At 62.6% G+C, this 18,702-nt stretch carries 14 protein-coding genes and 2 riboswitches; of the genes, 6 read left to right on the top strand and 8 right to left on the bottom strand.

All coding sequences use genetic code 11. The features are described from left to right. Nucleotides 1-15: 15 nt before the first annotated feature. Genes AC1Q6X_RS04305 through mgtA form a run of 3 tightly spaced genes read right to left on the bottom strand, consistent with a single transcriptional unit; the run spans nucleotide 16 to nucleotide 3,587 of the window. Nucleotides 16-528, bottom strand: coding sequence for a ribonuclease HI family protein (locus AC1Q6X_RS04305; protein ID WP_230505592.1), 513 nt, complete (start codon nucleotides 526-528; stop codon nucleotides 16-18). After that, nucleotides 525-866 carry a hypothetical protein gene (locus tag AC1Q6X_RS04300; protein ID WP_492495327.1) on the bottom strand — a complete coding sequence of 114 codons (342 nt, stop codon included), beginning with the start codon at nucleotides 864-866 and terminating at the stop codon, nucleotides 525-527. Before AC1Q6X_RS04300 ends, AC1Q6X_RS04305 begins: the two co-directional genes overlap by 4 nt. Before the next feature lie 36 nt (nucleotides 867-902). Then, on the bottom strand, nucleotides 903-3,587 hold the full coding sequence (mgtA, locus tag AC1Q6X_RS04295; RefSeq protein ID WP_121669214.1) for a magnesium-translocating P-type ATPase: 2,685 nt from the start codon (nucleotides 3,585-3,587) through the stop codon (nucleotides 903-905). A gap of 668 nt (nucleotides 3,588-4,255) precedes the next feature. Between mgtA and AC1Q6X_RS04290 the strand changes: the two genes are divergently transcribed. Beyond that, on the top strand, nucleotides 4,256-4,531 hold the full coding sequence (locus AC1Q6X_RS04290) for a hypothetical protein (protein WP_492495324.1): 276 nt from the start codon (nucleotides 4,256-4,258) through the stop codon (nucleotides 4,529-4,531). A gap of 559 nt (nucleotides 4,532-5,090) precedes the next feature. Here AC1Q6X_RS04290 and AC1Q6X_RS04285 read toward each other — a convergent pair. Next, nucleotides 5,091-5,702, bottom strand: coding sequence for a TetR/AcrR family transcriptional regulator (locus AC1Q6X_RS04285; protein ID WP_492495322.1), 612 nt, complete (start codon nucleotides 5,700-5,702; stop codon nucleotides 5,091-5,093). A gap of 22 nt (nucleotides 5,703-5,724) precedes the next feature. Beyond that, nucleotides 5,725-6,942, bottom strand: coding sequence for a Bcr/CflA family efflux MFS transporter (locus AC1Q6X_RS04280; RefSeq protein WP_492495320.1), 1,218 nt, complete (start codon nucleotides 6,940-6,942; stop codon nucleotides 5,725-5,727). A 143-nt stretch (nucleotides 6,943-7,085) separates the two neighbouring features. Between AC1Q6X_RS04280 and AC1Q6X_RS04275 the strand changes: the two genes are divergently transcribed. Then, the gene (locus AC1Q6X_RS04275) at nucleotides 7,086-7,244 is read left to right on the top strand and encodes a hypothetical protein (RefSeq protein WP_171985004.1); all 159 of its coding nucleotides are present in this window, start codon (nucleotides 7,086-7,088) and stop codon (nucleotides 7,242-7,244) included. A 157-nt stretch (nucleotides 7,245-7,401) separates the two neighbouring features. Here the strand turns inward: AC1Q6X_RS04275 and gcvP are convergent, their stop codons facing one another. The 3 genes from gcvP to gcvT form a co-directional block, all read right to left on the bottom strand. After that, entirely contained in the window at nucleotides 7,402-10,302 is a 2,901-nt protein-coding gene (gene gcvP / locus AC1Q6X_RS04270; protein ID WP_492495318.1) for an aminomethyl-transferring glycine dehydrogenase, read from the bottom strand. Nucleotides 10,303-10,420: 118 nt separating this feature from the next. Continuing rightward, nucleotides 10,421-10,801, bottom strand: coding sequence for a glycine cleavage system protein GcvH (gene gcvH, locus AC1Q6X_RS04265; protein ID WP_070221532.1), 381 nt, complete (start codon nucleotides 10,799-10,801; stop codon nucleotides 10,421-10,423). A gap of 73 nt (nucleotides 10,802-10,874) precedes the next feature. Continuing rightward, complete coding sequence (gene gcvT, locus AC1Q6X_RS04260; protein ID WP_492495315.1) at nucleotides 10,875-11,996, bottom strand: glycine cleavage system aminomethyltransferase GcvT; 1,122 nt, start codon at nucleotides 11,994-11,996, stop codon at nucleotides 10,875-10,877. A 74-nt stretch (nucleotides 11,997-12,070) separates the two neighbouring features. After that, a riboswitch (glycine riboswitch) is annotated at nucleotides 12,071-12,176 on the bottom strand. Between the two features lie 26 nt (nucleotides 12,177-12,202). Then, nucleotides 12,203-12,289: riboswitch (glycine riboswitch) on the bottom strand. 169 nt (nucleotides 12,290-12,458) lie between these two features. Here gcvT and AC1Q6X_RS04255 point away from each other — a divergent pair. The 4 genes from AC1Q6X_RS04255 to AC1Q6X_RS04240 all read left to right on the top strand — a co-directional run bounded on the left by AC1Q6X_RS04255 (nucleotide 12,459) and on the right by AC1Q6X_RS04240 (nucleotide 18,702). Next, nucleotides 12,459-13,031: an ATP-dependent Clp protease proteolytic subunit gene (locus tag AC1Q6X_RS04255; RefSeq protein WP_070221578.1), complete on the top strand. Its 573-nt coding sequence runs from the start codon at nucleotides 12,459-12,461 to the stop codon at nucleotides 13,029-13,031. A gap of 161 nt (nucleotides 13,032-13,192) precedes the next feature. Beyond that, complete coding sequence (locus AC1Q6X_RS04250; RefSeq protein ID WP_492495313.1) at nucleotides 13,193-13,828, top strand: phosphatase PAP2 family protein; 636 nt, start codon at nucleotides 13,193-13,195, stop codon at nucleotides 13,826-13,828. Nucleotides 13,829-14,011: 183 nt separating this feature from the next. Continuing rightward, on the top strand, nucleotides 14,012-17,539 hold the full coding sequence (gene smc, locus AC1Q6X_RS04245; RefSeq protein ID WP_492495311.1) for a chromosome segregation protein SMC: 3,528 nt from the start codon (nucleotides 14,012-14,014) through the stop codon (nucleotides 17,537-17,539). Further along, nucleotides 17,536-18,702 carry a cell division protein ZipA C-terminal FtsZ-binding domain-containing protein gene (locus AC1Q6X_RS04240; RefSeq protein WP_492420397.1) on the top strand — a complete coding sequence of 389 codons (1,167 nt, stop codon included), beginning with the start codon at nucleotides 17,536-17,538 and terminating at the stop codon, nucleotides 18,700-18,702. Before smc ends, AC1Q6X_RS04240 begins: the two co-directional genes overlap by 4 nt.

Below are 18,702 nucleotides of genomic sequence, written 5' to 3'. Positions count from 1 at the left end.
GTACGACCCCGGTATTCAAGCCTCTGGGGTGAAGCTTGCGATCGCCAGTTGCGACAGCCGGTCCGCCTCGCCATTTCTGTGGCGCGGCAGCCAGCGCAAACTCACATCCGTGAATTGTTTCAGCAGGGCCACTACGGTGGCCCTCTGCGTTTCCAGTCCCTTGGCGCCCACCGGCGTCGTTCCCAGCACATCATTGATCACCACCTGGCTGTCGCCGTACAGCAGCAGTTGCACGGGCGGCGGGCGCACGCCGAGTGCCGCCTGCAGCAAGGCCGTCAGGGCCGCGTATTCCGCGTCGCTGCTGCTGCCATAACCGGCCGCTTCGCTCACTTCGATACGTTCGCCATGCGGTCCCAGCAGCAGGGCGCCTATGCCCAGCTTGCCGGGGTTCGGATGGGCGGACCCGTCGAACCAGCCGCGCCAGGCCAGCGGGCCGCCATGGTCCTTGCGCTTGAGCGCCAGCTGGGCGCGGCGCGCCTGCATCCTGGCTTCCTTGCGCAGTTTGCGCGCCTCTGCCTCCGCCGTCATGGCTTGATCAGGAAGGTGTCGATGAGGCTGCCGATCCAGCACGCCACCAGCACACAAACGGCCACCGTCATGGCGGGGCCGTCGTTGGCGGAGAGCGCTTCCACTTTTTCCATGATCAGCTGCACGTCCAAGGGCAGGGCGCCGCTGTCGATCTGTGCCATAACCTGGTCCAATCGTGCCATGATCTGGCGCACTACGATCGCCAGCGCGACCAGGGCCGGCACGAGGAAGAGGCAGCCACGGGCCTTGCGGTGCAAGACAAAATGCCCGCTGCCGGGAAAGACGAGGGCCGACAGCAGCAGGGCGAGATGACGTTTGGAAAGGGAGGAGCCGCTCATGCGTGCCTTTTGTAGGGGAAAGAGCGGCTCATCATACTATTGCCAGCCGAATTTGCGCAGATACACGCGTTTCATGAACGTCGTCAGCACGGTGTAGCAGACGAGGATGCCCAGCAGCCATGGGAAATAGCCCAGCGGCAAGGCTTGCAGCTTGAAGTAGGTCGCCAGCGGTCCCATCGGCAGGAACACGCCCACGGCCATGATGACGGTGGTGGCCACCAGCAGGGGCACGGACGCGATGCTGTCGATGAAGGGCAGCTTGGGTGTGCGGATCAGGTGCACGATCAGCGTCTGCGTCAGCAAGCCGACGACGAACCAGCCGGACTGGAACAGGGTCTGTTGTTCCGGCGTATTCGCGCCGAACACATGCCACATCAGGATAAACGTGCTGATGTCGAAGATCGAGCTGATGGGCCCGAAGAACACCATGAAGCGGCCGATGTCGCGCGGGTTCCAGGTCAAAGGCTGCTGGATCAGCTCGGCGTCGACATTGTCGAACGGGATGGCGATCTGCGACACGTCGTACAGCAGGTTTTGCACCAGCAAGTGCAGCGGCAGCATGGGCAAGAACGGCAAAAAGGCGCTGGCCACCAGCACGGAAAACACATTGCCGAAGTTCGAGCTGGCCGTCATGCGGATGTATTTGAGCATGTTGCTGAAGGTGCGCCGGCCTTCCAGCACGCCTTCCTCGAGCACCATCAGGCTTTTTTCCAGCAGGATGATGTCGGCCGCTTCCTTGGCGATATCGACGGCCGAGTCGACGGAAATACCGATGTCGGCCGCGCGCAGGGCGGGCGCGTCGTTGATGCCGTCGCCCATGAAGCCGACGATATGGCCGTTGCCGCGCAGGGCGCGCACAAGGCGTTCCTTGTGCAGCGGGCTGAGCTTGGCAAACACGGTATTGTCTTCCGCAGCGCGGGCCAAAGTGGCGTCGTCCATGTCGTCCAGTTGCGGGCCTTGCAGCACGCCGTGCACGGCCAGGCCCACTTCGCGGCAAATCTTCGCCGTCACCAGGTGGTTGTCTCCCGTCAATACTTTCACGGTGACGCCATGTTCCGCCAGCGCGCGCAGGGCGGGCGCCGTCGATTCCTTCGGCGGATCAAGAAACGCCACATAGCCGATCAGGGTCAGCGCCGTTTCATCGGCCACGCCGTACACGGTTTTATGGGGCGGCACTTCCTTGACGGCCACGGCCACTACGCGCAATCCTTCCGCGTTGAGGCCATGCGTGGTTTCCAGTACCTTGTCCAGCAGGGCGGCGTCGAGCGGAATGTTGACACCGCCCAGGCGCAGGTGGCTGCAGGCGGCAAGGATTTCCTCGACGGCGCCCTTGCAGATCAGTTCATGGTGGTCATTTTTTTCAGACACGACAACGGACATGCGGCGGCGCACGAAATCGAAGGGGATTTCATCGACTTTCACGTAATCGCGCGCCAGTTGCATTTCCGTCTGCAATTCCACGTGGTCGAGCACGGCGCGGTCGAGCAGGTTTTTCAGGCCCGTCTGGTAGTGGCTGTTCAGGTAGGCAAATTGCAGTACTTCATCGGACGGCTGGCCGAACACGTCCGTATGGCGCTCCAGCACGATCTTGTCCTGCGTCAAGGTGCCCGTCTTGTCCGTGCACAGCACGTCCATGGCGCCGAAGTTCTGGATCGCATCGAGGCGTTTGACGACGACTTTCTTTTTCGACAGTTTCACGGCGCCCTTGGCCAGGGTGCTGGTGACGATCATCGGCAGCATTTCCGGCGTCAGGCCCACGGCGACGGACAGGGCGAACAGGAATGCTTCCATCCAGTCGCCCTTGGTCCAGCCATTGATCAGGAACACGAGCGGCGCCATCACGAGGGCGAAACGGATCAGCAGCCAGCTGACGCTGTTCACGCCCGCCTCGAACGCCGTCGGCGTGCGCTCGGTGGCCGTCACCCGGGTGGCGATGGTGCCGAAATACGTGCGGTTGCCCGTGGCCAAGACCAGCGCCGTGGCGGCGCCGGAAATCACGTTGGTGCCCATGAACAGCAAATTGGCCAGTTCCATCGGGTCTTTGCCATGGGCATCGGCCAGCTCGGCCATCTTTTCCACCGGCAAGGATTCACCCGTCATGGCGGCCTGGCTGACGAACAGGTCTTTCGCGGACAGCAAACGGCAGTCGGCGGGGATCATGTCGCCGGCCGACAGCACGATGATGTCGCCCTGCACCAGTTGGCGGATCGGCAGCTCGATCTGCTGGCCATTGCGCAGCACGGTGGCGGTATTGCTGACCATGGCTTTCAGGCGTTCGGCGGCCCGGTTCGAGCGGCCTTCCTGCACGAAGCGCAGCAGGGTCGACAGGATGACCATGGTGCCGATGACGATGGTGGCCTTCGGGTCTTCCGTCAGGTAGGAAACGATGGCGAGCACGGTGAGCAGCAGGTTGAACGGATTCTTGTAGCACAGCCACAGGTGCTGGTACCAGGCCAGCGGTTTCTCATGTTCGACCTCGTTCGGCCCCGTTTGCGCGCCGATGACTTGCGCCTCGGCATCGCGCAAGCCTTCCAGGCGCGTGTGCAGGCGGTTCAGGGCGCTGTCCAGGTCTTCATGGGCGGCGGCCAGCAGCTGGCGCGCCAGGTGGTCGGGCACGGGCCGGGCGGTGCTGTTTTCCAGCGGCATGGCGCGGCGCCGGAAGTTGCCGGCCGTATGGCGCTTGCGCAGGAACGATTCGAACAAACGGGTGAAGAGATTCATGCTCTTCCTTTCACGACGAGGTGTTGACGGGCGGCGTAGCCGCAGGCAAGACTTGCGTGCCGCCAAGACACAATCGTGCTGGCGGGCAATCCGGGTCAGTAGCCGGTCGCGATCGGAAAGAGGGTGGAGAGACGCGCGACCAGACTGGCCGCGAGAGACACCGCACCTTGCTCAGCAAGGCACGGAGGAAAGAGCGTTCCGCGTTGCTTGCTGTTTAGCTGCCGAGGCAATCACCGATACAAGATCGGCTACTGTCACTAGAACAAGTACCCACGTGGGACTCCGTAAATGAATAATGAGGGCATCTTATGGATGCGCTGCAACAGTGTCAACTGAAGAAATCTTAGGTTTCCAAAGTGTAATGTGGGTGTGGACGAACACGAAAGTCCGATGCCACGGCCATTCACGTTGTTGTGACAATGTGTGATTCTTTCTGCTTGGCAATCCGTTATGCTCGGGTACGCTGACGCGCTACTCCTGCAGGTTTCAGATCCGGCTCGACATCAGGATGCCTTGGCCTTGTTGTGCTGTTTGCCGTCGTTCCGCTGACTTGCTTTCTACTGGTGCACGCCTAAACCTGATCCATTTTTGGCGTGGCGCGCCTCGCTAAAGGCTGCGCGTTCCCTGCCAGCTTCCACGATGCTGCTGCTCCGCATGCGTAGAAACCCGTGAATAAGTGTTATACGGCCAGCACGATTGGCAGCGGCCGACGTCTTTCGGTTTATTGTGTTGAAGAAATTGAGTGGCAACAGTTTTGGGAGGTCTCCAACCTCCAGGCCGCCGGTGGTCGTTCACCGGCGGCGGTACAGGCCGTGCTGGGCTCGCAGAATATTGATCTAATGGTGTACGTACCTGAGTTTTTCAACATCAAAGGGCGTGACCTGCCAACAACGGCAAGGAGCAGTCGTTCGAAGCGCAACTTGAATAACTCAAATCAATGCTAAAAATTATGGAATCTCAAATACAGCTTCAGTTGGGACAGAAAATTTCCCGTATTTCCTTATTTTTTTCTCCTTAATTTTCTTTGGCTGCGCCTTTGCTCCTGAAGTTGTACCGACTAATGTAAGGTTTTTTTCCTTGGCTGTATCGGCATTGTTTTATTGTGTAGGAAGCAATAAGTCTGCGTTGATTTCACCGACGAAGAGCTTGCAATGGCAGCTCATGCCGCCGATACCACGAGCTTTGTTTCTCGCTTTTTTTCAGTTGCTGGTATTGTCGGCTGTGATGATGCTCCTGGATGCTTAACTTGCCACGATTTCACTAGACACTGCTGAACTGCTCATCAGCTCTGGCTGGGCGACAGTTGCAAACAGTAAGCAATGCATGCAACGGGGCGGAGCCTGCCAACGACGGAAAACGGCGCATGCGGAACTTCGCATGCGAAAAATCCGGCAGCAAGCCGCACCACATTTGAAGGTGGCAAACCGCTGCTTCCGAAGAGTCGATGGCGGCTTGTGTCAGACCTGGTTGTCGGTTCAGCGTGTGACAGTTAGCTATACCGCATCAGGCCGGTTGCGCCGCCATCGCCAGCGAATCGGACAATATTTGCCACAAGGCTGCATGGCGCTGCTGCAGCGCGGCGCCGCCCGCGTAGATCAGCTCCACATGCAGGCTGTCGACGATGCCCAGGTAGGCTTGCGCATACAGGTCGATGCGTTGCGGCGGCAGCGCGGGCGCCAATCGCCCCAGGCTGGCCACGTAATGGCGCTGCAATTGCGCCAGCAAGGCTTCGTAGCCCGTGCCCACTTCCACGCGCAGGGGCGCGGGCGGCAAATACGCGGTGCGCAGCAAAAAGCGCAAATGGGCTGACTCCGCATAGCGCTGCGCCATGCGGTCGCAGTACAGGGCGCCGGCCAGCTGGCCGCCCGGTGCCGCCAGCGCCGCCTCGTCGGCGAAGCAGGCGTCCATGAAGGCTTGCTCTTCGGCCAGCGCGTCGGCAAACACGTCGAGAAAGAGGGCATCCTTGCCGGTGAAGTGGGAATACAGCGATGCCTTGCGCATGCCCGCCTGCGCGGCGATATCGCTGAGGGACGAGGCGTCGTAGCCGTGTTCGGAAAAGTGCACGACGGCGACGGCACAGATATTATCGGCCGAGGCCGAGCGTTTTTTCATCATTGGGGTGAGAGTGGGTGAGGCGTCAGTGCGCTCCCAGGCTGTCGGCGTGTGCCGGATGGACGCGCGCAGTGGCCAGGGTCAGCCATGATACCAGCAGGCCGGCCACGGTCAAGAACAGCAGCCAGGGCAGCGGCCCCCGTTCGGACAGGCCGGCCGCCAGCGGCGTGGCCAGCGACGACAAGCTCATCTGGATGGCGCCCAGCAATGCCGCCGTGGAACCGAGCGCACGCTGTTGCGAACCCATGGCCATGGCCATCAGCGCCGCTTCCGCCATGCCCAGGCCAAACAGGGCCACGAACATGCCCGGCATGACGGCGGCGATGCCTAAGCCTGCCCAGGCACCCAGCAGGGCCAGCACGGCGCCGCCCAGCATGGCGGCGCTGCCCGCCACGCAAAGGCGCGCCACGCCATGCTTTTCCACCAGGCGGCCGCTGGCCATGGCGCCTAGCAGCACGGCCACGCCCGTCGCGCCGAACACGAGGCCGAAACTGCCGGCGGACAGGCCGAAATCGCGCTGGAACACGAGCGACGCGCCGCCAATATACGCAAACAGGAAAAAGAATGCGGCCGACAGGGCCAGCGCGGGCAGCAGGAAGGCGCGGTCGAGCGCGATGCGCGCATACGTGCGGTGCATGCCTTTCGGCGATACACGCTGCTTCGGCGGCAAGGTTTCAGGCAGGAACAGCGCGCTATTGAGCAGGGTCAAGGCGCCCAGCGCGGCCAGGGCCAGCATCACGGCGCGCCAGCCGTAGTGCGCATCGAGCAAGCCGCCCACGGCGGGTGCCAGCACGGGCGCCAGGCCCACGATGGTCATCAACAGGGCAAACAGCTGCGCCGCCTGCACGCCGTCGGCCACGTCGCGCACCATGCTCATCACCACGACCAGGGTCAGCGCCGCGCCCAGGCCTTGCACCGTCCTCGCCAGCAGCAGGGAGCTCAATTGATCCGCCTGCGACGCCCACACGGCTGCCATGATGTAGACGGCGATACCGGCCAGCAGCGGACGGCGCCGGCCCAGCATGTCCGTCAGCGGCCCGCACAGCAGCTGCCCGCCGCCCAGGGCCAGCAGGAAGACGGTCAGGCTCAGCTGCACGTTCGCATACGAAGTGTGCAGTTCGCGCGCCATGGCGGGCATCGAAGCGAGGTACATGTCGATGCCGGCCGGACCGAGCACGGCCACCAAGGCCAGGGAAGCCGCCAGCCCTAGACTGGCGGCGGGGAGAGTGGTTTGCTGCTGCATTGTGCTTCCTTCATCGTTCAAAAACACGGCATGGACATCGCCGTGTTTTTTATTGTACACTTACTGCCTACCGGTAGGTAGCTTGTTCAATCAATGAAAAGGATGGGAACGATGAAAGAAGCAACAATGACGGGAGAGCTGACATGACGGAAGTGGGCATTTCGCTCAGCGGCGTGGCCGTGGCGCTGCTGTTTGCCGCCTGGAGTTCGCATCGTGCCCGCTGCGAGCGGCGCGATGTCGTGTTGCTGACGATGCTGGGCACCGCCCTGGGATTGCCGGGCGCGGCCTTGCTGGCGTTGTAGGTCGGATTAGCGCAGCGTAATCCGACGTCACCATATACGCCAACCATGTTGTCGGATTACGGCCCTTCGGGCCTAATCCGACCTACGATAAAAAAAAGCAGGCCGCGTGGCCTGCCTTTCTATCGCTGGCACGCCCGCCTAAGCGGGCGCGTGGCGCTTATTCTTCCTCGTACGAACTGATCGGGGCGCAACCGCAGAACAGGTTGCGGTCGCCGTACACGTTGTCGGCGCGGCCGACCGGCGGCCAGTATTTGCGCTGACGCAGGGAAGCGACCGGGTAGGCCGCGATTTCACGGCTGTACTTGCGTTCCCAGTTGTCCGACATTAATACCTGTGCCGTGTGCGGCGCGTTTTTCAGCGGGTTGTCGTCGTGGTCGAATTCGCCGCTGGCGACCTTGGCGATTTCGCCGCGGATGGCGATCATGGCGTCGATGAAGCGGTCGATCTCCACTTTCGATTCGCTTTCCGTCGGCTCGATCATCAGGGTGCCCGGCACGGGGAAGCTCATGGTCGGCGCATGGAAACCGAAGTCCATCAAACGCTTGGCCACGTCTTCGTTGCTGATGCCGGTGGCGTCCGTGATTGGGCGCAGGTCCAGGATGCACTCGTGCGCGACCAGGCCGTCGTGGCCCGAATACAGCACGGGGTAGTGCGGCGCCAGGCGGCGCGCGATGTAGTTCGCTGCCAGAATCGCCGTCTCGGTCGCTGCCGTCAAGCCTTCCGCGCCCATCATGGCGATGTACATCCACGAAATCGGCAGGATGCTGGCCGAGCCGAATGGCGCGGCGCTGACGGCGCCGATGCCTGCCGCATCGCGCTGGTAGCCGGACGAGCGCTGATTCGGCAGGAATTTCGCCAGGTGGGCGCCGACGCCGATCGGCCCCACGCCTGGTCCGCCGCCGCCGTGCGGGATGCAGAAGGTCTTGTGCAGGTTCAGGTGCGACACGTCGCCGCCGAAAGAGCCGGGAGCGGCCACGCCGACCAGCGCATTCATGTTGGCGCCGTCGATGTAGACCTGGCCGCCGTGCGAGTGGATGATCTCGCACAGTTCCTGGATGCCTTCTTCAAACACGCCGTGGGTGGATGGATAGGTGACCATCACGCAGGCCAGGTTGGCGCTGTGCTTTTCCGCCTTGGCTTTCAGGTCGGCCAGGTCCACGTTGCCGTTGGCGTCACAGCTGGTGACGACGACCTGCATGCCGACCATGTTGGCCGATGCGGGATTGGTGCCGTGCGCCGACGATGGAATCAGGCAGATGTTGCGGTGGCCTTCGCCGCGCGACTCGTGGTAGGCCTTGATCACCAGCAGACCCGCGTATTCGCCCTGCGAGCCGGCGTTCGGCTGCAGCGAGACGGCCGCGTAGCCCGTCAAGGCGCACAGCATCTCTTCCAGCTGGGCGATCATTTCGCGGTAGCCCACCGTTTGCGCGTCCGGCGCGAACGGGTGGATGTTCGAGAACTCGGGCCAGGTGACGGGAATCATTTCGCTCGTCGCGTTCAGCTTCATGGTGCACGAGCCGAGCGGGATCATGGTGCGGTCCAGCGCCAGGTCCTTGTCGGCCAGGCTGCGCAGGTAGCGCAGCATTTCGTGTTCCGAGTGATAGCTGTTGAAGACGGGGTGGGTCAGGTAGGCGCTCTCGCGCGCCAGCTGCGCCGGCAGCGCGCTGGTCACCGCCGCTTCGACGACGTCCAGGTCCGGCACGGCAGGCGCGTTGGCCAGGCCGTGCGCGAACACTTTCCACAGCAGCGCGATATCGTCGCGCGTGGTGGTTTCGTCGAGCGACACGCCGACGTGGGTGGCGTCGATCTTGCGCAGGTTGACGCCGTGGTGCATGGCCGTCGCGTGCAGCTGCGCCGCATCGGCCACGTTGACGGTCAATGTGTCGAAATAGCTCGCGTTGACGACGCCGTAGCCGAGGGTCTTCAGGTTCGCCGCCAGCACGCCCGTAAAGCGGTGCACGCGCTGGGCGATCTGCAGCAGGCCGGCAGGGCCGTGGTAGACGGCGTACATCGAGGCCATCACGGCCAGCAGCACTTGCGCCGTGCAGATGTTCGACGTGGCTTTTTCGCGGCGGATATGCTGTTCGCGCGTTTGCAGGGCCAGGCGATAGGCCTTGTTGCCTTGCGCATCGACGGTCACGCCCACCAGGCGGCCCGACATATTGCGCTTGAATTCATCGCGCGTCGACAAATAGCCCGCGTGCGGGCCGCCGAAACCGAGCGGCACGCCGAAGCGCTGGCTGTTGCCGACGACGACGTCGGCGCCCCATTCGCCCGGCGGCGTCAGCATGGTCAGGGCCAGCAGGTCGGCCGCGACGATGACCATGGCGCCATTCGCGTGCAGTTTTTCCACGCCGGCGCGGTAGTCGCGCACGACGCCGTTTACGCCAGGGTATTGCAGCAGCACGCCGAAGCAGGCGTCCAGCGACTCGATTTCGGCCGGGTCGAAGGTGCGCACCTCGATGCCGATCGGCTGGGCGCGCGTCTGCACCACTTCCAAGGTTTGCGGCAGCACGTCATTGGCGACGTACAGCACGTTCGACTTCGACTTGCCCACGCGCTGGATCAATGTCATCGCTTCGGCGGCGGCCGTGCCTTCGTCCAGCATCGAGGCGTTCGAGATGCCCATGCCGGTCAGGTCCGTGATCACTTGCTGGAAGTTCAGGATCGCTTCCAGGCGGCCCTGCGAAATCTCGGGCTGGTAAGGCGTGTATGCCGTGTACCAGGCCGGGTTTTCAAAGATATTGCGCAGCACGACGCCGGGCGTAAACGTGTTGTAGTAGCCCTGGCCGATCAGGGATTTGAGTACCTGGTTCTTGCCGGCGATGGCTTTCAGGCGCGACAGGGCTTCCTGTTCCGGCATCGGCTGCGAGTACGCGCCCAGGGGCAGGGCGCCCTTGTTGCGGATGTTGCTTGGCACCAGGGCGTCGATCAGCGCGGCGCGCGATGGATAGCCGAGGGTCGCCAGCATGGCTTGCTGTTCGGTGGCGGAAGGGCCGATGTGGCGGGCGATGAAGGCATCGCGTGCTTCGAGTTGGGTCAGGCTGGTGCGGGTCATGATATAGAGGCCAAAAAAGACTGAAAAACCGGGATGCGGCGCGCGGGCGCGGCGGCGGGGTATCGCTGCAAAATTAAATGCAAACGGGCCGCAAACGCGGCCCGTGAATCAAACGCGATCAGGCGCTGGTGGTGGCGCCATAGGCGGCAGCGTCGAGCAAGCCGTCCAGGGCCGACACGTCGGCTGGCTTGATCTTGAACAGCCAGTTGGCGTAGGCGTCGGCATTGATCGACTCTGGCGAGTTGACGACGTCGTCGTTGACGGCCACGACTTCGCCGGCGATCGGCGCGTAGATGTCGCTCGCTGCCTTGACCGATTCCACCACGGCGGCGTCGTCGCCGGCGCCGTAGCTGTTGCCCACGGTTGGCAGTTCGACGAAGACGATATCGCCCAGCGCGTCCTGCGCGTACTCGGTGATGCCGACGGTGATGGTGCCGTCGCCTTCAAGGCGTACCCATTCGTGGGAAGCGGTGTACTTCAGGTCTGCAGGAATGTTCATGTGTGGCTCCAGATGGTAAGTGTTCGTTATTGATTATGGTTGTACGGTCTTGCGGGCGGCTCTATAAATACGCTTACGCAGCCAGGATTTTACCGTTACGCACGAAAGGCAGCTTGACGACGGAAGCGGCCAGCTGCTTGCCGCGGATTTCCACGTGCACGGTGTCGCCCACGGCCACGCCGTTCGGCACGCGCGCGAGAGCAATGGCTTCCTGCATCGTCGGACTGAAGGTGCCGCTGGTGATTTCGCCCGCGGCGTCGCTGCCGGCGATGATGACTTTCTGGTGCGCGCGCAGCACGCCGCCTTTTTCGCGCAGGATCAGGCCCACGAATTGCGCGTTCTGCCCTTTCGCCAGCAGGGCGGCCTTGCCGATGAAGTCGCGCTCGCTGACCAGGTCGATGGTCCACGCCAGGCCGGCGTCGAGCGGGTTGACGCTTTCGTCCATGTCCTGGCCATACAGATTCATGCCTGCTTCCAGGCGCAGGGTGTCGCGCGCGCCGAGGCCGGCCGGCTTGACGCCGGCGGCGATCAGGGCGTTCCACAGCGCTTCCACCTGGGTGGCGGCCACGCCGATTTCAAAGCCGTCTTCGCCCGTGTAGCCGGTGCGCGCCAGCATGACTTCGCCGAAGGCCGTGTCCTTGACGATGACGACATTGAACGGCTTGATGGCTTCGGACGCGGCTTGCGTTTCCGGCAGCACTTGCCACACCTTGGCGCGCGCGTTCGGGCCTTGCACGGCCACCAGGGCCATTGGATTGTTGGCATTGCGGCGCTCGGTGATCGTCAGGCCGCTGTTGGTGTTGGTGTTTTGCTGCTGCATCCACGCCACGTCTTTTTCAGCCGTGCCCGCGTTGACGACGAGGCGGAACCAGTTTTCGTTGAAGAAGTAGACGATCAGGTCATCGATGACGGTACCTTCGGCATTCAACATGCACGAGTACAGCGCCTTGCCCGACACTTGCAGCTTGTCGACGTTATTGGCCAGCAAGCCGCGCAGGAAGGCGCGCACATTCGGGCCTTCGATATCGACCACGCACATATGGGACACGTCGAACATGCCGGCGTCGCTGCGCACGGCGTTGTGTTCTTCGATTTGCGAGCCGTAGTTGACAGGCATGTCCCAGCCGCCGAAATCGACCATGCGGGCGCCGAGGGCACGGTGGGCGTTGTTGAGTGGGGTCGCTTTGAGCGTCATGGATTCCTCGGGACGAAGGTAAAGGGGAAGTTAACAAAACATAGAATAGCCAAACACGGCTTTCCAGCGTGATCACTGACCCCCCTGTCCTTTGTACCTGAGAGATTACGGGGGCTTGCCCCGTGCGCCCCTTCGGTGGGCCGCCGGCATGTGCCGCGGCCGCTCTCCAGAGTTGAGCTGTAGTGTCGCCAAAGCAACAACTTCAGTCCGCCTGATCGGTCCTTTTGCCTGAGAGTTTTTGGGTAGTGCCCCTTCGGCGGCAACGCTGGGTTGCCCTCTCCCGATCAAGTGGGAGGAATATATGCCAGCAGGGTGTTTCTGTCAATCTGTAAAGACGTTGCCAAATTGCAGCAAAAGCCCCGGTTTGCGGGGCTGGCGAGGGGAATGTTCCGCTGCAAAAGGGCGCCCGGGCGCGCAGGAATGCGCTATGATGAAATCCTGGCTTTCTTGCGGGTGCCTGCCATGAACACTACACAAAGCGAGACGCAAAACAACACCGAGCAGCACGGTTACTTTACCCTCTCGGGCGACGTCAACAGCGACATGGTGCGGCGCGTCTTCAATGCCGCCGCCGACATCACGGAAGACAAGCTCACCACCGCGCACATCCTGATCCAGTCCAACGGCGGCTATGTCAGCGATGGCATCTGTCTGTACAACTTCCTCAGCAAGTTGCCGCTCGACATCATCACCTACAACGCGGGCGCCGTGGCGTCCATCGCCGTCACCCTGTTCCTGGCGGGGCGGCACCGCCATGCCAGCGACACGGCCCGTTTCATGGTGCACAAGTCGCATGCGACCGCCTCGCCCGGTTCGCGCCCCGATGCGCTCAGCATCATCGTTGAGGGCTTGCGCGCCGACGACATGCGCACCGAGCGCATCCTGCGCGGCCACGTCAAGCTGACGGACGAGCAGTGGCAGGTGCACGCATATTCGGACCTGCACCTGACGGCCGACCAGGCGCTGGAAGTGGGCATGGTCGAATCGATCCGCGACTTTGCGCCGCCCAAGGGCAAGCGCCTGACGAATATCTGACGCGCCGCCGGTGCCGCATCCGCGAGATATTTTCATATGGCAATTTCTGAGATGGAAATTGTAATGGAATGTAATTCTTGACCCCAGTTGATGAAAACCCGGGCGCAAGCGGGGCCAGTCGTGGCATAGTGCACGCTGATCATGAAATAAGCGTAGGCACGATGACTTGGTGGAATGGGATTTCTTTTGCGGCCGACATGTCCGTCATGGGGCCGGCTGGCGTGGCGATTGCTCTGTGGCTGCTCGTGTCGCGCCAGTGGCGGCTGGTACTCAGCTGGAGCTTGTGGTACGGCGGCGGCCTGGCCCTCGTGGTGCTGTCGAAGCTGGCCTTCATGAGTTGGGGCGTGGGCAGCAGCACGCTCGATTTTACCGGTTTCAGCGGCCACGCCATGCGCGCCGGCGCCGTGTTTCCCGTGCTGATGTATGTGCTGCTGCAGCGGGCCGAACCGCGCTGGCACCATGTCGGCGTGCTGGTCGGCGTGGCCTTTGCCGTGCTGGTGGCCATATCCCGCGTGGTCGTGCATGCGCACAGCGTGTCCGAAGCCGTCAGCGGCTGCGTGCTGGGCCTGGCGCTGGCGCTGGGCTTCATGTGGAATGCCCGTGGCGCCGTCAATTTTGCCGTCAGCCATGCGCTGGCCCTGGCCAGCCTGGCGCTGATGGTGGTGCTGAGCTTCAAGGCGGAGCCCATGCCGACCGAACAATGGCTGCAAAAACTGGCCCTGGTGCTGTCCGGCCATGAGCGCGTTTTTTCCCGCGCGGACTGGAAACTGGCGCAGGATGGCCGTCCTGCCCCCTGATCCGCTGCCGGCAGGCACCTGGCGCGACGGTTTTTTGGCCAGAAAAGCATCAGGAAATGGTATGATGAACCACTTTTTTGCGGCGAGCGGCCAGGCTGCCGTCGCGATGCGGCATCTGAACTGAACATGAACCGGGTTCACCCATAATATAACCGCCAGCATAGGCCAGGAACTCTAAAACACGTGCGTCTCTCTTCCATCAAGTTGTCGGGATTTAAGTCTTTCGTCGATCCCACCAATTTTCAGGTGCCAGGCCAGCTCGTGGGCGTGGTCGGGCCGAATGGCTGCGGCAAGTCGAACATCATCGACGCCGTGCGCTGGGTGCTAGGCGAATCAAAAGCGTCCGAATTGCGCGGCGAATCGATGCAGGACGTCATTTTCAACGGCTCCACGCACCGCAAGCCGGCTGGCCGCGCCTCGGTCGAGCTGGTGTTCGATAACAACGACGGCAAGGCGTCCGGCCAGTGGGGCCAGTACGCCGAGATCGCCGTCAAGCGCACCTTGACGCGCGACGGCACCTCCACCTATTACATCAATGGCCAGCCCGTGCGCCGGCGCGACATCCAGGATATCTTCCTCGGCACGGGCCTCGGTCCGCGCGCCTACGCCATCATCGGCCAGGGCATGATTTCGCGCATCATCGAATCGCGCCCCGAAGAATTGCGCGTCTTCCTCGAGGAAGCGGCCGGGGTCTCCAAATACAAGGAACGCCGCCGCGAGACGGAAAACCGCTTGCAGGACACACGCGAGAATCTGCTGCGCGTCGAAGACATCTTGCGCGAACTCAATGCCAACCTGGAAAAACTGGAAGCGCAGGCGGCCGTGGCCACGCGTTTCCACGCCTTGCAGGCGGACCAGGAAGAAAAGCAGAAACTGCTGTGGCTGCTGCGCAAGAACGAGGCGCAAAACGAGCAGACGCGCTACTTCCGCGAAGTGGAACAGGCGCAGACGGACCTGGAAGAGCAGACGGCCAAGCTGCGCAATGTCGAGCTGACCCTGGAACAGATGCGCCAGGCGCACTTTGCCGTGGGCGACCGTTTGCATACGGCGCAAGGCCATCTGTACCAGACGAATGCGGAAATCGGCAGCCTGGAAGCGCAGATCAAGTTCGTCATCGAATCGCGCGCGCGCCTGCAGGCCCAGCTGGCCACTTTGACGGCCCAGCGCGACCAGTGGACGCAGCAGGGCGGCGAATACCAGGAACAGATCGAAGAGGCGGAGTTCCACCTCGAGGAACTGGCCGCCAAGGTGGAGCAGTCGCAAATGATGGCCGAGCAGAAGGGCGAGCAATTGCCCGAGCTGGACGCCGCCTGGCGCGCCGCGCAAAACAAGAGCACGGAATCGCGCGCGCGGATTATGCAGGCCCAGCAGCAGCTGGAACTGGAATCGGCGCACCAGCGCAATGCCTCGAACATCCTCGCCAGCCTGCTGACGCGCCGCGAGCGGCTACAGCAGGAAAAGAACAGCCTGAGTTTGCCCGACAGCAGCCACCTGGAAAACCTGAAACTGCAGCTGGAAGAAAAGCAGCAAACCCTGGAAGAGCAGGGTTTCTACCTGGAAGAAGCGCTGGAGCAGCAGCCGAAGCTGGAGCAGGAGCGGGCCGAGGCGCAGGCGCAGGTCAATGCCGAGACGGCGGCCAACGCCCAGCTGGAAGCGCGTCTTTCTGCTTTGAAACAATTGCAGGAACGGGTGCAGACCCAGGGCAAGGTCCAGCCGTGGCTGAAAAAGCACGAGCTCGACACCTTGCCCCGTCTGTGGCAAAAGCTGCAGATCGAAGCGGGCTGGGAAGCGGCCATGGAGTCGATCCTGCGCGAGCGCACGTCGGCCCTGCAACTGTCGAATATCGACTGGGCCAAGGCTTTCTTTGCGGACGCGCCGCCGGCCAAGCTGGCCCTGTACGCGCCATCGACGGTGGCGCCGCTGCCCCTGCCGGACGTGCCTGGCCTGAAACCGTTTTTGAACTTGTTGAAACTGAACGATCCCGGCTTGCGCGGCTTGCTGCAGGATTGGCTGTACAACGCCTACGCCGTGGAAGACGCGGCCGAGGCGCTGGCCGAACGGGCGAAATTGCCGCCGGGCGGCTATTTCGTCACGCGCGCCGGTCACGTGGTCACGACCACCAGCGTGCGCTTCTATGCGGCCGACTCGGAGCAGGAAGGCATGCTGGGCCGCCAGCAGGAAATCGAGAATATCGGCAAGCAGCTGCGGGCCCAGCAATTGCTGGCTGAAGAGGCGCGCGCCCGTTCCGTGCGGGCCGACGCCGCCGTGGCGACGCTCACGCGCAACCTGTCGGACTTGCGCCTGCGCATACAGCAGCTCACTTCCTCCGTGCATACCCTTCAACTGGACGTGGTGAAACTGTCGGAAGTGGAAGCGCGCTTCAACCAGCGCAGCACGCAGATCGGCGCCGACCTGGCGGAGATCGCCGCGCATGAAGCGGAGCAGCAGCAGATCAAGGCCGAATCGGAAGAGAAATTCGAACAGCTGGACATGGAACTGGGCAATTTGCAGGAAGCGCACGAAGACGGCCATACGGATTTCCTGCAGAAGGAACAGCGGCTGGCCGAGGCGCGCGAAGCCTTGCGCGACCTGGAGCGGGCCGCCAAGGATACGGAATACGCGGAAAAAGCCCACCGCGCGAAGATCGAGGAATTGCGCCGCAATATCGCCACGGCCAGTACGCAGGCCCAGCAAGTGACGGAAAGCCTGGAAGCTGGTCAGCAGGAACTGGCCAGCCTGGAAAGCGGCGCGGCCGCCGACGGCTTGCAGGATCTGCTCGAGCGCCGCACGACGCAGGAGCGGGCGCTGGCCGACGCGCGCCATGAACTCGATCAAATTACGCAGCAGCTGCGCCTGTCCGAAGATGCGCGCACGCAATCGGAACGCAGCCTGCAGCCGCAGCGTGACAAGATCATGGAAATGCAGCTCAAGGAACAGGCCGCGCGCCTGAACCAGGAGCAATTCGCCCAGCAACTGCTGGAGTCGGGCGCCGATGAAGCGGCCTTGAAGGAAAAACTGCATCCGGATATGCGTCCATCGTATCTGCAGGGCGAAGTCACGCGCCTGACCAATGCCATCACATCCTTGGGGGCCGTCAACCTGGCCGCGCTGGACGAACTGGCGCAGGCGTCGGAGCGCAAGAATTTCCTCGACGCCCAGAACGCCGACCTGACGGAAGCGATCAACACGCTGGAAGACGCGATTCACAAGATCGACAAGGAAACGCGCGACTTGCTGCAAGACACGTTCGACAAGGTCAACCACCACTTTTCCGAGCTGTTCCCCATCCTGTTCGGCGGGGGACAGGCCAGGCTGACCATGACGGGCGACGAGATTCTCGATTCCGGTGTACAAGTCATGGCGCAGCCTCCCGGCAAGAAAAATGCCACCATCCACCTGTTGTCCGGTGGAGAGAAGGCGCTGACCGCGACCGCATTGGTGTTTTCCATGTTCCGCCTGAATCCGGCGCCGTTCTGCCTGCTCGACGAAGTCGATGCACCGCTGGACGATTCGAACACGGAACGCTTCTGCCGCATGGTCAAGCGCATGTCCGACCAGACCCAATTCCTTTTCATTTCGCATAACAAGATTGCGATGGAAATGGCCCATCAATTGATCGGTGTGACGATGCAGGAGCAGGGCGTATCGCGCATCGTGGCGGTGGACATGGAGTCCGCCGCAAATTTTGCAACCGAGGCACAAGCAGCATGACAGACCTTCAAATTACCTTGTTCGGCGCCGGCGGCGTCTTTATCGTCGGCGTTTTCTCGTACAACAAATGGCAGGAATACAAGGCCAAGAAAAGCGTGGAGCGGGCTTTTTCCACCGACCACGATGACGTGCTGATGCGCGAGGGCGACGCCCCTGCGGTGGAAGCCCAGGAACCCGTCTTGCGTCAGGAACCGCGCTTTGACGCCGCGCCCGCCGCCAAGGCCGAACCATCGTTCGGCGCGCCGCCCGCTAGCGCCGTGCCGGACGCCCCCGTGCATGCGGAACCGTCGCTCGGCGATGCCGGCGTGGAAGCGCCTGCGGCCGTGGCCGCGCCGCTGCAGCAGGAAGTGAGCGCCGCCAGCGAACAGGCGACCAGCCTGGTCGACCCGCTCATCGATTGCCTGCTGCCTTTGTCGCTGGAAGCGCCCGTGCGCGGCGACAAGATCCTGCCCGTGCTGCAAACCTTGCGTCTGGTGGGCAACAAACCCGTCCACTTCATTGGTTTACACGTGAATGGCGACTGGGAACCGATCACGCATGGCGGTGTCTACACCAAGATGCAGGGCGGCGTACAGCTGGCCAGCCGCAGCACGGCCCTGAATGAACTCGAATACTCGGAACTGGTTACGCGCCTGCGCGGCGTTGCCGACGAGATCGGCGCCGAACCGGAAGTGCCCGACATGATGGAAGTGATGGCCGAAGCGCGCAATCTGCACCGTTTCGTCGCCGGTCACGACGCCCAGCTGGGCGTGAACCTGCACACGAATGGCGCGCCATGGGCCATTTCCACCTTGCTGTTCGCGCTGGAAAAACAGGGCTTTGACGTGCGTCCGGACGGCCGTTTCGTCATGCCCGACGGCGAAGGCAGCCATCTGTTCTCGCTGTCGACGAATGTCACCCTGGCCGAGGAAACGACGCCCCGTTTGACACTGCTGCTGGACGTGCCATGCGTGGCGCCCGCGCGCGACGGTTTCGGCGCCATGGTCGCCTGCGCCAAGGCGCTGGTGGGCCGCCTCGACGCCACCATCGTCGACGATTACAACCAGGCCTTGTCCGATGCGGCGCTGGCCGAGATCGCTGGCCAGGTGCAAGAGTTTTACCAGGAAATGGACGCGGCCGACATTCCGGCCGGTTCCACCCGCGCCCTGCGTTTATTTAGCTGA

This window comes from Janthinobacterium sp. GW823-FHT06H09, assembly GCF_058794735.1.
The sequence above is the reverse complement of the archived record's forward strand: the minus strand, read 5'-3'. Positions and strand labels throughout refer to the sequence as shown.

Excerpts from the sequence above, each read along its gene's own strand:
- AC1Q6X_RS04240 (WP_492420397.1), top strand. The coding sequence starts at position 17,536 with ATGACAGACCTTCAAATTACCTTGTTCGGCGCCGGCGGCGTCTTTATC.
- AC1Q6X_RS04285 (WP_492495322.1), bottom strand. The coding sequence starts at position 5,702 with ATGATGAAAAAACGCTCGGCCTCGGCCGATAATATCTGTGCCGTCGCC.
- AC1Q6X_RS04255 (WP_070221578.1), top strand. The coding sequence starts at position 12,459 with ATGAACACTACACAAAGCGAGACGCAAAACAACACCGAGCAGCACGGT.
- gcvH (WP_070221532.1), bottom strand. The coding sequence starts at position 10,801 with ATGAACATTCCTGCAGACCTGAAGTACACCGCTTCCCACGAATGGGTA.
- AC1Q6X_RS04305 (WP_230505592.1), bottom strand. The coding sequence starts at position 528 with ATGACGGCGGAGGCAGAGGCGCGCAAACTGCGCAAGGAAGCCAGGATG.
- gcvP (WP_492495318.1), bottom strand. The coding sequence starts at position 10,302 with ATGACCCGCACCAGCCTGACCCAACTCGAAGCACGCGATGCCTTCATC.
- AC1Q6X_RS04275 (WP_171985004.1), top strand. The coding sequence starts at position 7,086 with ATGACGGAAGTGGGCATTTCGCTCAGCGGCGTGGCCGTGGCGCTGCTG.
- AC1Q6X_RS04280 (WP_492495320.1), bottom strand. The coding sequence starts at position 6,942 with ATGCAGCAGCAAACCACTCTCCCCGCCGCCAGTCTAGGGCTGGCGGCT.
- AC1Q6X_RS04250 (WP_492495313.1), top strand. The coding sequence starts at position 13,193 with ATGACTTGGTGGAATGGGATTTCTTTTGCGGCCGACATGTCCGTCATG.
- gcvT (WP_492495315.1), bottom strand. The coding sequence starts at position 11,996 with ATGACGCTCAAAGCGACCCCACTCAACAACGCCCACCGTGCCCTCGGC.
- mgtA (WP_121669214.1), bottom strand. The coding sequence starts at position 3,587 with ATGAATCTCTTCACCCGTTTGTTCGAATCGTTCCTGCGCAAGCGCCAT.
- AC1Q6X_RS04300 (WP_492495327.1), bottom strand. The coding sequence starts at position 866 with ATGAGCGGCTCCTCCCTTTCCAAACGTCATCTCGCCCTGCTGCTGTCG.